The organism is Staphylococcus sp. FSL W8-0271, from assembly GCF_038006605.1.
Lineage (GTDB): Bacteria > Bacillota > Bacilli > Staphylococcales > Staphylococcaceae > Staphylococcus > Staphylococcus cohnii.
This window is the reverse complement of record NZ_JBBOVM010000001.1, coordinates 2124720-2138532: the sequence shown is the minus strand read 5'-3', so window position 1 is coordinate 2138532 and position 13813 is coordinate 2124720. Positions and strand designations below refer to the sequence as shown.

12 protein-coding genes are annotated in these 13813 nt (G+C 32.1%); 9 read left to right on the top strand and 3 right to left on the bottom strand.

Annotation, left to right across the window (positions count from 1 at the left end; all coding sequences use genetic code 11):
* Positions 1 to 3: 3 nt before the first annotated feature.
* The 3 genes from NST87_RS10505 to NST87_RS10495 all read right to left on the bottom strand — a co-directional run bounded on the left by NST87_RS10505 (position 4) and on the right by NST87_RS10495 (position 2061).
* Entirely contained in the window at positions 4 to 279 is a 276-nt protein-coding gene (locus NST87_RS10505; protein ID WP_064264668.1) for a hypothetical protein, read from the bottom strand.
* Entirely contained in the window at positions 276 to 851 is a 576-nt protein-coding gene (locus tag NST87_RS10500; RefSeq protein ID WP_046467659.1) for a DUF1361 domain-containing protein, read from the bottom strand. The genes NST87_RS10505 and NST87_RS10500 overlap by 4 nt, the downstream gene beginning before the upstream one ends.
* Positions 852 to 1641: 790 nt before the next feature.
* Entirely contained in the window at positions 1642 to 2061 is a 420-nt protein-coding gene (locus NST87_RS10495) for a PPC domain-containing DNA-binding protein (RefSeq protein ID WP_340721688.1), read from the bottom strand.
* 207 nt (positions 2062 to 2268) lie between these two features.
* Between NST87_RS10495 and norA the strand changes: the two genes are divergently transcribed.
* From norA to NST87_RS10450, 9 genes are all read left to right on the top strand, one after another.
* Positions 2269 to 3429 carry a multidrug efflux MFS transporter NorA gene (norA, locus tag NST87_RS10490; protein ID WP_040030241.1) on the top strand — a complete coding sequence of 387 codons (1161 nt, stop codon included), beginning with the start codon at positions 2269 to 2271 and terminating at the stop codon, positions 3427 to 3429.
* Positions 3430 to 3898: 469 nt separating this feature from the next.
* Positions 3899 to 4645 carry a hypothetical protein gene (locus tag NST87_RS10485; RefSeq protein ID WP_019468246.1) on the top strand — a complete coding sequence of 249 codons (747 nt, stop codon included), beginning with the start codon at positions 3899 to 3901 and terminating at the stop codon, positions 4643 to 4645.
* 163 nt (positions 4646 to 4808) lie between these two features.
* Positions 4809 to 5678 (top strand): UTP--glucose-1-phosphate uridylyltransferase GalU, encoded by an 870-nt coding sequence (galU, locus tag NST87_RS10480; RefSeq protein WP_340721687.1) that lies wholly within the window; start codon positions 4809 to 4811, stop codon positions 5676 to 5678.
* Positions 5679 to 5739: 61 nt separating this feature from the next.
* The gene (gene ybaK, locus NST87_RS10475) at positions 5740 to 6219 is read left to right on the top strand and encodes a Cys-tRNA(Pro) deacylase (protein WP_019468248.1); all 480 of its coding nucleotides are present in this window, start codon (positions 5740 to 5742) and stop codon (positions 6217 to 6219) included.
* Positions 6220 to 7016: 797 nt separating this feature from the next.
* Positions 7017 to 7775, top strand: coding sequence for a DeoR/GlpR family DNA-binding transcription regulator (locus NST87_RS10470; RefSeq protein WP_019468250.1), 759 nt, complete (start codon positions 7017 to 7019; stop codon positions 7773 to 7775).
* Positions 7772 to 8695 (top strand): 1-phosphofructokinase, encoded by a 924-nt coding sequence (gene pfkB, locus NST87_RS10465; protein WP_040030240.1) that lies wholly within the window; start codon positions 7772 to 7774, stop codon positions 8693 to 8695. Before NST87_RS10470 ends, pfkB begins: the two co-directional genes overlap by 4 nt.
* Position 8696: 1 nt before the next feature.
* On the top strand, positions 8697 to 10634 hold the full coding sequence (locus tag NST87_RS10460) for a PTS fructose transporter subunit IIABC (RefSeq protein WP_019468252.1): 1938 nt from the start codon (positions 8697 to 8699) through the stop codon (positions 10632 to 10634).
* A 169-nt stretch (positions 10635 to 10803) separates the two neighbouring features.
* On the top strand, positions 10804 to 11964 hold the full coding sequence (nagA, locus tag NST87_RS10455) for an N-acetylglucosamine-6-phosphate deacetylase (RefSeq protein ID WP_040030239.1): 1161 nt from the start codon (positions 10804 to 10806) through the stop codon (positions 11962 to 11964).
* Positions 11965 to 12262: 298 nt separating this feature from the next.
* Positions 12263 to 13615 (top strand): hemolysin family protein, encoded by a 1353-nt coding sequence (locus tag NST87_RS10450; RefSeq protein WP_019468254.1) that lies wholly within the window; start codon positions 12263 to 12265, stop codon positions 13613 to 13615.
* Positions 13616 to 13813 lie beyond the last annotated feature (198 nt).

Sequence of the window (13813 nt, the reverse complement as noted above, 5' to 3'; positions counted from 1 at the left end):
TGATTACATCCTGAAAATACAAATATACATCGCAACGTACTCAAGAAAAGTTAAAATATACATATACTTTAACCTTATCTTTGTTTTAATAGAAACATGCCAATTAGGATATTTTCGTTCATAATAAAATAATTGTAAATAAAATAAACCGATACCTAGTGGTAAACACATAAGCAAGATGCTTTTTGTGTATGAAAAGCCTACGTCATGAAGTAAATGTCCAATAATTAATTGAAATACGATGAGTACAATAAGTAAAATTAAGATATTAAAAGTCATTTTGTACGTTGTACTCCTTTCGCAAATGTATAAATTAAAATTTGAAGTAATACCAATAATATGACAAATAGGAAAGCATCAAAATCTAAATGATTGATAACTTCTCTATAAATTCGAAGTGGTTCATTGATAATATAAACAGAATGCAAACGTAAGAACCGTCCAATATAAATACCTAAGCCATTTAAAAACATCATAATGAGTATAATGGTTCTATTTAACCAACGGTGAGTTGTAAAATTTTCCATTTCTACAAACATCAAAATTAATAAATATAAAGCTAATAAGACGCCGGCAACTAAAAATGTAAAATACACCCATTCAACGATGATTAAACCTTGATAAAAATTAAAAGTAAATTGATTTAAATGTATTAAATCTGTAACCATATATAGCGTATTGGGTACCATGCATAAAAATATAAGTACAAAAACGATAAATAATGGCCATTCATATTTATATTTGGGTTTAAATAAATTTAAGAGTAAGCATAATTCAAATGGAACATATGCTAGAAAGAGATTAAGCGTCATAAATTGATAAAATTGATTAAAGAAAATTGATATGATCATTAAAATTAAAAATATTGTTCTAGCAATGTAACGAGGGGCGATACTTACACCTACTTTCTTTTTGAATTTATATTTGTGCTAAGCACACAAGCTCATATAATTATTTTTATAGAGTATAACTATAGCTGAAGTTTAAAAAACAACTTTACCCGAAATTGAATTTTTATATAATCTTGTCTATGAAGTATTAGATATTGTTTCGTACATGATAATAAGTATTAATTTTAAACAGCAAATAAAAATCCCCTTAAAAAGCTTACTGCTAAGGGAACATAAACATAAAATTACGAATGTGATTTTTTATAATACAATTTATAGACAGAAATTTCAATTATAAACACTAGTCAAAATGAATGAAAACGTTTTACAAACAAAAACAAGTTAAACATAAATATTTATTTTCAAATAATGGCTAATCATTAAAATTTGGGTTATCGTGTGTGACTTTGTCCAGTTATCAATTCGCATAGTTCAATTCAATAGTTATTTACATAATCAATCCTTGAACGTCAATACGTATCAAAATTGTAAAAAAGATACATGTTAATACAAAAAAATGGAGCATGGTAGTCAGCAATATTACAAAATTTTCATAAACGTATAAAAACGCTAATTCCTATATAATTTCAATAGAAATTAACGTTTATGCTTTAGGCAGAGATATTAATATCCATGATGCTTGATTAGTATAGATTACGTTTTTAAATTCCAACTTATAAAATTATATTTAAATTGATATGTTTTTATAAGTTGAATAATGTTAAAACCCTGTTGGCCGAGCGTCATTGAATTACAAATCTAATAGATTCAAGCCGATATCGCCATTGTGTTTACGATTTATATCTAGGTTTGTCATTGTAATGACGATTTCTGCAGTAGCTGAAACAATTGCTTTTGTTAAATGACCACTTAATGTTTCGTATTGATTAGTACCAAAAGTTGCATGTAAATGTGCAAATGGCTTTTCATCAATATGAGAAATATTACCTAAAAGGCTGATTAATTCTAAAGGTTCTTTAATTTCTTTTTTTTCATAGGTTTTAGTTTCTAAATTATAGAAATTTAATTCTACGTTATCACAAGCGCCGATACCACTGACTGTTCCAAATTTACCATTTTGCTCACGAGCGAGATCCGTTACAGCTTCAACAATGTCTTCACCTTGTTCTAAAACTAATACGATCGTATTACCATCTACTTGATATAGCATTTGAAAACCTCCATTCAAATTAATGCATTTAATATCATTATACAATTAATTATTTATGAGATGTATAATAGTGTTTGAAAATGTAAGTTTTTCTATTGTTTTTCTGTAGGAAAATGTTATAGAATGTTCTAATATTGTGCATTCCTCTAAATTAACGATACAAAACAAGATGGTGAAAAAAGTGTGTAAAAGAATGGAGTGAGAAACGTGAATAAACAATTTTATATTTTATATTTTAATATCTTTTTAGTCTTTTTAGGTATAGGTCTAGTTGTACCAGTGCTACCAGTTTATTTAAAAGATTTAGGTTTAAAAGGTAGTGATTTAGGAATTCTTGTTGCGGTCTTTGCACTCGCACAAATGATTATTTCACCGTTTGGTGGTACGCTTGCAGATAAATTAGGTAAAAAATTAATTATTTGTATTGGACTTGCACTTTTTGCAATTTCAGAATTCTTGTTTGCCGCAAGTCACACGTTTTCTCTACTAATCATTTCCAGAATATTAGGTGGTTTTAGTGCTGGAATGGTCATGCCTGGTGTTACTGGGATGATTGCGGATATTTCTATAGGAAAAGATAAAGCAAAGAATTTTGGTTATATGTCGGCAATCATTAATTCTGGCTTTATTTTAGGACCTGGTTTAGGTGGTTTGCTGGCGGAAGTATCGCATAGATTGCCGTTCTATGTGGCTGGTACAAGTGGTATCGTGGCGCTTATATTATCTATCACATTAATTAAAAACCCGAAAAATGAAACGCAAGATGGTTTTACACAATATCAACCTGAATTATTGGCTAAAATAAATTGGAAAGTGTTCCTCACTCCAGTCATTTTAACACTAGTACTTGCATTTGGTTTGTCTGCGTTCGAAACATTATTCCCTTTATATACAGCCGATAAAGCACATTATTCACCTATAGATATCTCCTTTGCAATTACCGGTGGCGGTATTTTTGGTGCGATATTCCAAGTGTTTTTCTTTGATAAGTTTATGAAATATTTTGAAGAGCTTACTTTTATTACTTATGCATTACTTTATTCAGCGATTATTTTACTTGCATTGACGTTTATGCATAGTTATTGGTCAATTATGATTATTAGTTTTATAGTATTTATTGGTTTTGACATGATTCGTCCAGCAATTACCAATTATTTTTCAAATATAGCTGGAAATCGTCAAGGATTTGCTGGTGGGTTAAATTCGACTTTTACCAGCATGGGGAATTTTATAGGTCCATTAGTAGCTGGTACGTTATACGATATTAATTTTGAATTTCCACTGTACATGGCGATATTAGTGATGTTTATTGGAATGATAGTAATATTTTTTGAAAAAGCAATTCGAAATCGTCTAAAAAAATCATAAATTCAATGAATGACGTAGCTATTTTGCTATGCTTATTGCTAAAATGTTTATGTATAAAATGTAAAAATGAATAATTATTTTATAAAAGACAATTTAACTTTCTGACGAATTAGTTAATGTTATAGGAGTAAGAGATGAAATTAGAACCACCATTTTAATTTCATTTCTTGCTCCTTTTTTTATTAAGTAAATTAAACATGGCAATTTTTAAACTTATGTTCATTAGAAAAATTTCAAAATACGTATGAAGTAATAGGATGTAATGGTTAATGTATTAATGGATATAAAAATTGTCAGAATTAGTACATTAGAATTTCAAATATGACACGAATGTTAAATAAAGTTGCACACATAATATTCATGTTACAGAAATTACAATTGTTTTAAATTGTGGTCTATATAAGTTTTTTGTTAAATATTTGTGATAATATGTTGTTATTATTAAAGAGAGATGATTAAGGGGATAAAGTTGAAGAATTTACTATTATCAATATTGGCTTTCCTATTAACATGTTGTTTCATATTTTTATTAGTGTTAGTTACTAATCAACAAGTGCTTGCAAAAGTACATGAAACAATATCGAGTTATTCCGATACAAATAATGTTGCTCAATCCAAAGCAGGAGAAGAAAAAGCAGATTTTGATTCAAATGTGCCGGATGACACAAAACATGACGTGCCAAAAGAAAAGCCATATAATGCAAAAAACCACGAACCTATAGCAAAATTAGCAACACATGATTTGAATGATAAAGAGGCTGGAGAAATCAATTTGCCTCAATTTTCAGAAGCGTTAAATAAAGCACAAAAAATGGTTGATAGTGATAACCATTCTGAAAATGAATATAATGACTATGGTATTGATAGTACATGTGAGGGGACATATTACTATATTTTCACTTTTAAGAATAAGCAACATCCCAAAACATATTATAGAGTCACTGTAGATCAAAATAATAAGGCAAGGATATTTGATGATGCTTATAAAGTGCAAAATCACCAAGACCAAGACAAACCGAGAATATCGCCACATGAATCAGAAGTAATAGCTCAAAAATATGCAAAAGATGCATTGGGAAACAATGCTACCTTGAAGCAAGTACATGCCTCAAAGCAAGGTATGTTTTATACATTTTATGATGCGACAGCTAAAAAAGAATATAAAGTTATTGTGAATAAACTGGGTGATGTCATCCGTCAACCTGCGTTGAAATAAGAAAATGAAAACATTCAACTTTTAGATTCTATTGAAGTTGGATGTTTTTTATTGTCATAAAAAGTATAAAGTTAAATGTATCGATGTTATTATTATATTAAGTTTAAACTGATTTATACTTTGATTAATATTTAAATATTAAAAATTGAAAAGGATGAATGTTTTGAAAAAAATAAAAAAAGCAATTATACCTGCGGCAGGATTAGGTACAAGATTTCTTCCGGCAACAAAAGCGATGCCAAAAGAAATGTTGCCGATTTTAGATAAGCCAACGATTCAATACATTGTAGAGGAAGCAGCTCGTGCTGGTATTGAGGATATTATAATTGTAACTGGTAAACACAAGCGAGCAATTGAAGATCATTTTGATAATCAAAAAGAATTAGAAATGATTTTAGAAGAAAAAGGAAAAACGGATCTATTAGAAAAAGTGAATTATTCTACTGAACTTGCTAATATTTTTTATGTAAGACAAAAAGAACAAAAAGGGTTGGGACATGCAATTTATTCAGCACGTCAATTTATTGGCAATGAACCTTTTGCGGTACTATTGGGCGACGACATTGTGGAGTCAACACAACCAGCCATTAAACAATTGATGGATACATATGAAGAAACTGGTAAATCTGTAATCGGTGTCCAAGAAGTGAATGAAAATGATACACATCGTTACGGCATCATTGATCCGTTAGGTAAAAGTGGTCGTCAATATGAAGTGAATCAATTTGTGGAAAAACCGAAACAAGGAACAGCACCTTCAAATTTAGCGATTATGGGACGTTATGTGTTAACACCTGATATCTTTGAATATTTAGCAAACCAAGGTAAAGGCGCCGGTGGAGAGATTCAACTGACAGATGCTATTGAAAGAATGAATAAAGAAAGTCAAGTCTATGCCTACGACTTTGAAGGTGAGCGTTATGATGTTGGTGAAAAGTTAGGTTTTGTAAAAACTACGATAGAATTCGCTTTGAAAGATCAAGAAATGAACGAAGTCTTAACGAAATTCATTAAACAACTTAAGCTAGATTGATTGCTTGTGATAAAATAATTTTGATATGCATAAAATATTTATAATCATATGAGGTATCGAAATGAAACAAAAGAAAACAAATGCTATGCGCATGTTAGATCGTCAAAAGATAAAATACAATGTCAATACGTATGAAATCTCGGATGAACATATGGATGGTACTGAAGTAGCACACAAAGTTGGCATAGAGGATAAATATGTATATAAAACACTTGTTTTAGAAAATAGTCATCACCAACATTTTGTGTTTATCATTCCAGTAAGTGACACATTAGATATGAAAGCGGCAGCTAACGCCGTAAATGAAAAGAAACTACATTTAATGCCTTTAGATGAACTTAAAAACGTAACAGGTTATATTAGGGGTGGTTGTTCACCAATTGGAATGAAAAAACAATTTCAAACGGTTGTCGATCAGCAAGCGACATGTATAGATTCTCTTTATATTAGTGGTGGAGAACGTGGGGTACAGATTGAAATGACAGTTGATGACTTGATTAAAATAACTAAAGCAAAAGTGTTGAACGTCACTCATCAGTAACAGCATAATAAGATAATTAAAATCACGAAGTGGTCATGATACCATTTCGTGATTATTTAATGGACAGTAAGCAAACATATACCTTTTATAATATTATAAAATCGCGAGCGTTAATGATTTGAAACTTTTTTCGAATTTTGCGCTCTTTTTTTTATGCGTTTTTTAAATTGATGTTCTACGGTTATTAAAAACATAAAGCTCAATGTAAAAAATGTGAGGACCATAGTTAAAACAAGCATAGAATCTATTGGGGATATAAGTAAAATTAACAACACGATAAAGTTACTAATATAAGCATATGTATAGAGTAAAATCATGGTTATTCGTATATGTTTGTTCGTCGTATGACTAAGAAATTGTAACAGGTTAAAGCCCATTTGAAAAAACAACAAGATATACATAATCAACGTTTGAAAAAATACAAAGTCAGTTTTGAATTTTTCACTTATGTATATGTTGAGCATCATTAAAATAGCAAAGATAATTGCGGTACTGATTCTGATTCTTTTTTCCCATTTAACTATAGATGATTGTTGCATAACTTCAAGGCACTCCTTGTAAGAAATATGTGAAATAAAAAAGTTGTATAATACATAATTATTGTAACGTAATGAGATGTATTATCAAGATGTTCAAATGTGGTTATTAACGCATAGATAAAAATCATAATTTATTGAGGAAAAGGTGGAATATCAAATTTCATTAACTTTATATGATTGTTTTTGATTGTTTCTGACAAAAAATGATTGAAATAAGAAAGCGTAACCATTATAATGAAAATGAATTGAGGTGAAGGGATGATTACTGAAAAAAGGCAGGAACTCATATTGACTGAATTGTCAAAAAAAGATTTTTTGACTTTACAGGAATTAATAGAGCGAACAGGATGTAGTGCGTCCACAATTCGCCGAGACTTATCCAAATTACAAAAAATTGGAAAATTGAAAAGAGTGCATGGCGGGGCAATGCTAAACGACTCATCTATCTTAGAACCTAATTTAGCAGATAAACGTGGAACAAACTTAAAAGAAAAGCAAGAAATTGCACGGTTAGCAGCACTAGAAATAGAAGATAATGAATGTGTTTTTATTGATGCTGGCTCGACTACACTTGAGATGATCCCTTACATCAGTGCACAAAATATTGTTGTTGTAACGAGTGGTTTGACGCATGTCGAAGAGCTAATTAAACAGGGTATTCGAACATTTATTTTAGGTGGAGAAATCAAATCGACAACATATGCGACAGTAGGTGCTAGCGCGCTTGAAACGTTGAAGAGCTATCGTTTTGATAAGGTATTCCTTGGTATGAATGGTATAGATATAAAATATGGTTTAACTACACCTGATGAGCAAGAAGCGATTATTAAAAAATACGCTATACATTTAGGCACAAACGCTTATATTTTAGCTGATCATGATAAATACGACAAGGTGTATTTTGCACATGTGCCTGTCGAAACACAAGTAAGCATTGTTACTTCTAAAAAAGTAAAAGAGAGTGACATATTTAAGAAATATACTGAACATTACACATTTATTGGAGGTACACGATGATTTATACGGTAACTTTTAATCCCTCTATTGATTACATCATGTTTGCTGATGATTTTGAATTAAATGGATTAAATAGAGCGACAGAAACTTTTAAATTTGCTGGAGGTAAGGGTATCAATGTTTCAAGAGTGTTGCAAACATTGAATGTACCTTCAACAGCCTTAGGATTTGCGGGTGGATTTCCAGGTCAATTTATAGATGACACTTTAAAAAAAGCAGGTATTCAAACCGATTTTATAGAAATAGATGAAGATACACGGATTAATGTAAAATTGAAAACTGGTGATGAAACAGAAATAAATGCACCAGGACCAAATATTTCTCAAACACATTTTGAAAATCTACTCAGACAACTTAAACAAACTTCAAAAGAAGATATAGTTGTCGTGGCAGGAAGCATACCGAAAAGCGTCCCTAAAGATGCGTATGAACAAATTGCAAAAATCATAAAACAAACAGGTGCTCGATTAGTCGTAGATGCTGAAAAAGATTTAGTGGAATCCGTATTAAAATACAATCCGCTATTTATTAAACCAAACAAACATGAATTAGAAGTCATGTTTGATACAGCAATCGATTCGGACGAAGATGTTATCCATTATGCACAAGAAATTATGAAACAAGGAGCATCATCTGTGATTGTGTCACTTGGTGGCGAAGGCGCAGTTTATGTTGATCATAAGCATAGTTTGAAAGCATCAGTACCTCTTGGCCAAGCTGTCAATACAGTTGGTTCAGGTGATAGCACTGTTGCAGGCATGATAGCTGGTCTTGAAACAGGATTGACAATTGAAAACGCGTTTAAACAAGCGGTTTCTGCGGGAACGGCAACTGCTTTTAACGATGATTTAGCCTCATACAAAGCAATTGAAGATATTAAAGAACAAGTGACAATTACGACTCTAAAAGGGAGTGAATGAGATGAGAATTACAGAGTTATTAACTCAAGAGACAATAGCTATGGATCTTTCATCAACTGATAAGAATGGTGTCATAGATGAATTAGTGAATCAACTGGATAAAGCAAAGAAATTAAACGATGTATCAGTTTTTAAAGAAGCTATTTATAACCGTGAAGCGCAAAGTACGACTGGTATTGGAGAAGGTATTGCGATACCACATGCCAAAGTAGCTGCAGTAGATACGCCTGCCATCGCTTTTGGTAAATCTAAAGCGGGTGTAGATTATCAAAGTTTAGATATGCAACCGGCACATCTGTTCTTTATGATTGCGGCTCCAGAAGGTGGCGCACAAACACATTTAGATGCATTAGCAAAACTGTCAGGTATTTTAATGGATGACAAAGTAAGAGAAGATTTACTAAATGCAACTTCTCCTCAATCTGTGTTACAAATCATTGATAAAGCTGATGATGAAGCTACAGAAGAAGTTGAAGAAGATACTGAAAGCTCTGTTGCTTCAGCTGATACAAATGAACCCTATATATTAGCGGTTACAGCTTGTCCAACGGGTATAGCACATACTTATATGGCGCGAGATGCATTGAAAAAGCAAGCTGAAAAAATGGGCGTTAAAATAAAAGTAGAAACAAATGGATCTGGCGGTATAAAAAATCATCTCACGAATGAAGATATCGAACGTGCTACTGGTATTATTGTAGCGGCAGATGTACATGTTGAAACAGCGCGGTTTAATGGTAAGAACGTCGTTGAAGTACCAGTAGCTGACGGTATTAAACGCCCAGAAGAATTAATTAATATTGCTCAAGATACTTCTCGTAAACCGTTTGTAGCGAGTACTGATTCAAGTAAAGCACAATCAGAAAGTAATGAAAAACAAGGTGTAGGTAAGACAATTTATAAACATTTGATGAACGGTGTTTCTAATATGCTACCACTTGTTATAGCTGGTGGTATTTTAATGGCTATCGTGTTCTTGTTTGGTGCAAATTCGTTTGATCCAAAAAGTTCAGATTACAACGCGTTCGCAGAACAATTGTGGAACATAGGTAACAAGAGTGCCTTTATGCTAATTATTCCTATACTTGCTGGTTATATAGCACGTAGTATTGCAGACAAACCAGGTTTCGCAGCTGGTTTGGTTGGTGGTTTATTAGCTAGTACAGGTGATTCTGGTTTTATCGGCGGCATTCTTGCAGGTTTCTTAGCAGGTTATTTAACATTAGGCATCAAGAAATTAACAAATGGTATGCCACAATCTCTAGAAGGTTTAAAACCAACTCTAATTTTCCCAGTATTCTCTGTTTCTATAACAGGTTTACTGATGATTTATGTTTTAAATCCTCCAGCATCTTGGTTAAATAATTTATTGCTGAATGGCTTACAAAGTTTATCAGGTACTAATATTATGTTATTAGGTCTTGTTATTGGCGCGATGATGGCTATAGATATGGGAGGTCCCTTTAATAAAGCAGCTTATGTATTCGCTGTAGCTGCATTGACAGAAGGCAATGCAGCACCAATTACAGCAGCGATGATTGGCGGTATGGTGCCACCGATTGCTATTGCAACAGCAATGTTACTGTTCCGTAAAAAATTCACTAAAGAACAAAAAGGTTCTATTGTTCCAAACTATGTGATGGGGCTATCCTTTATTACTGAAGGTGCAATTCCTTTTGCCGCAGCTGACCCTATTCGTGTAATCCCGTCTATGATGGTGGGTTCAGGTGTAGCAGGTGCAATTGCATTAGGTTTAGGATCATCCATTCAAGCACCACATGGTGGTATTATCGTTATATTAGGAACAGACTTTAGTCACGTATTGCAATCATTGATAGCAATCATTATTGGAGCTATCATAGCAGCAGTTATTTATGGTATGTTAAAAACAAAATTAACTAAAGAAGAGATACAAAACTCAGAAGCGATGAATGATTAAAATTACAGAGATTCATAATGAAAAGCCAGAAGAACTCATGATTGAGTGAAACTTCTGGTTTTTTTATTATTTGCTTTTGAATATAATATAAGCGTTGAATTTGGTAAAATAAATTACAAGTGATGTAAGAAAATTTTAACCTAAAATAATTGAAAAGAAGGTAATATAAATGGTTGAATATGTAATTGAAAATGGACGAATATATACTGAAACTGAAACCATTGATTGCGGTTATATCATCATTAAATCTGGTAAAATTGCTGGTTTAGGTGTAGGAAAGTATGAAGGTGATTTACAAACGATAGATGCACAAGGGTATCATATTTTACCTGGTTTTATTGATATTCATATGCATGGCGGTTACGGTGAAGATGCAATGGATGCATCGATGACGGGCTTAAAACATTTGTCAGAGTCATTGTTATCTGAAGGTACAACGAGTTATTTAGCAACTACAATGACACAATCAGATGAGAATATTACAGATGCGCTAAAAAATATAGCTGCATATCAAACACAACAAGATACGTTAAATACAGCTGAAATTGTGGGAATCCATTTAGAAGGCCCGTTTATTTCTGAACATAAAGTAGGTGCGCAAAATCCTGGTTATGTCCAACGACCTTCAGTGGAAAAATTAAAATACTTCCAAAATATAGCGAATAATCACATCAAAGTCATCACATTTGCACCTGAAGTCGATGGCGCTAAAGAAACATTAGCAGCTTTTAAAGATCAAATTATATTTTCAATTGGACATACAGTTGCGACATTTGATGAAAGTAATGAAGCGGTAAAAAACGGGGCCAAACATGTAACGCATTTATATAATGCTGGTACACCTTTTGAACATAGAGAACCAGGTCTATTTGGGGCAGCATGGGTTAATGATCAATTGAACACTGAAGTTATTGTCGATGGCATCCACTCACATCCCGCTGCTGTAGATATCGCATATAAGCAAAAAGGAAATGAACATTTCTATTTAATTACAGATGCTATGCGCGCAAAAGGCATGCCAGATGGAGAATATGATTTAGGTGGCCAAAATGTCATCGTGAAAGACTCAGAAGCGCGTTTAGTTTCAGGAGCATTAGCAGGAAGTATTTTAAAAATGAATACTGGTTTGCATAATCTTCTTAAATTTACAGGTGATTCATTGGATAATCTATGGCGTGTCACTAGCTTGAATCAGGCAATTGCTTTAAACATTGACGATAAAAAAGGTAGCTTAAAAGCAGGTAAAGATGCAGATATTGTCATCGTGAACGATGATATTGAAGTTCAGACAACTATCAAAAATGGTGAAATACATCAATTTATTAAGTAATCATTATTTTAGAATAAATAAATATTATTTAGGACAAATGATGTAAAATTTAGAAAGTTGACGCGAAGGTAATTTTGCGTTTAAATGATACATTAGGTGAATATAAATTTTAATTTGTATAAATTACTTTCGAAACAACTATTATGATAAAATAAAAGAAATGCGTATTTTTAGGGAGGTGTTACAATGGGAAGGATTTAGCATATAATACAAACTTTAACAATCATATAATATTTTATAAGCAGTCACCTATTGTGACACAAAATTTGGAGGTGAATCCCTAGAAATAGGGAACTAATTGGAAACAGTGACCATAATAAATTTAGTAATATTCTTTTTTTTAATAGCATTAACTACAGTCTTCGTAGGATCAGAATTCGCATTAGTTAAAGTGCGTACTACTAGGATTGAACAACTTGCAACAGAAGGCAACGGTAGTGCACGTGTTGTTAAAAAGATGATTAAAAACTTAGACTATTACTTATCAGCATGTCAATTGGGTATTACCGTGACATCTTTAGGACTAGGTTGGTTAGGTGAACCAACATTTAACAAATTGCTACACCCATTATTTGAATTAATCCATTTACCAGAAGCACTAACGACAACTTTTTCATTTATTGTAGCGTTTATCATTGTGACATATTTGCATGTTGTCTTGGGTGAATTAGCACCGAAAACGCTTGCTATCCAATATACCGAAAAATTGGCACTAGTTTATGCTAGACCGCTATATTACTTCGGATTTATAATGAAGCCATTAATTTGGTTAATGAATGGTTCAGCAAGAATGATTATTCGTATGTTTGGTGTGGATCCTGATGCAAATAATGATGCTATGTCAGAAGAAGAAATAAAAATTATCATAAATAATAGTTACAATGGCGGAGAAATCAATCAAACAGAATTAGCATATATGCAAAACATCTTTTCTTTTGATGAAAGACATGCTAAGGATATCATGGTGCCGCGTACACAAATGGTTACACTAAATGAGCCATTTAATGTAGATGAATTATTAGAAACAATTAAAGAACATCAATTCACACGTTATCCAATTACAGAAGATGGCGATAAAGACCATGTAAAAGGGTTTATTAACGTAAAAGAATTTTTAACAGAGTATGCTTCTGGTAAACCGATGAAAGCAAGTAACTATATCCATGATTTGCCAATGATTTCCGAAACTACTAGAATCAGTGATGCGCTTATCAGAATGCAGCGTGAACACGTTCACATTAGTTTGATTATTGATGAATATGGTGGTACAGCAGGTATTTTAACTATGGAAGATATATTAGAAGAAATTGTTGGTGAAATTCGTGATGAGTTTGACGATGATGAAGTCAATGATGTTCTCAGACTAAGTGACAATAAATACCAAATTAACGGTAGAGTGTTATTAGATGATTTAAACGATCAATTTGGTATTGAATTTGAGGATTCTGAAGATATAGATACAATTGGTGGTTGGTTACAAGCACATAATACCAACTTACAACCAAATGATTATGTAGATACACAATATGATCGTTGGGTAATATCGGAAGTGGATAATCATCAAATTATCAATGTTATCTTAGAGTTTGAATATCATGAAACACGTCCGACTCCTGAAGAAGATGAAGACGAAGAAAGTAATGATAATTAAACTGCGAATGATGATAATTTAGTGATGTTTGAGTTTTTAACATAGCAATTATCATTTGCTAGCAAAATATCAACATATATTTTGCACCATACGCATACAACTTGTATTATAAAAATGAGTAGGTATTGCAAAAACTGGGACATCAATCAATGTCCCAGTTTTTTTATTTAAAGGATGAAAATATACATCTATACTAAT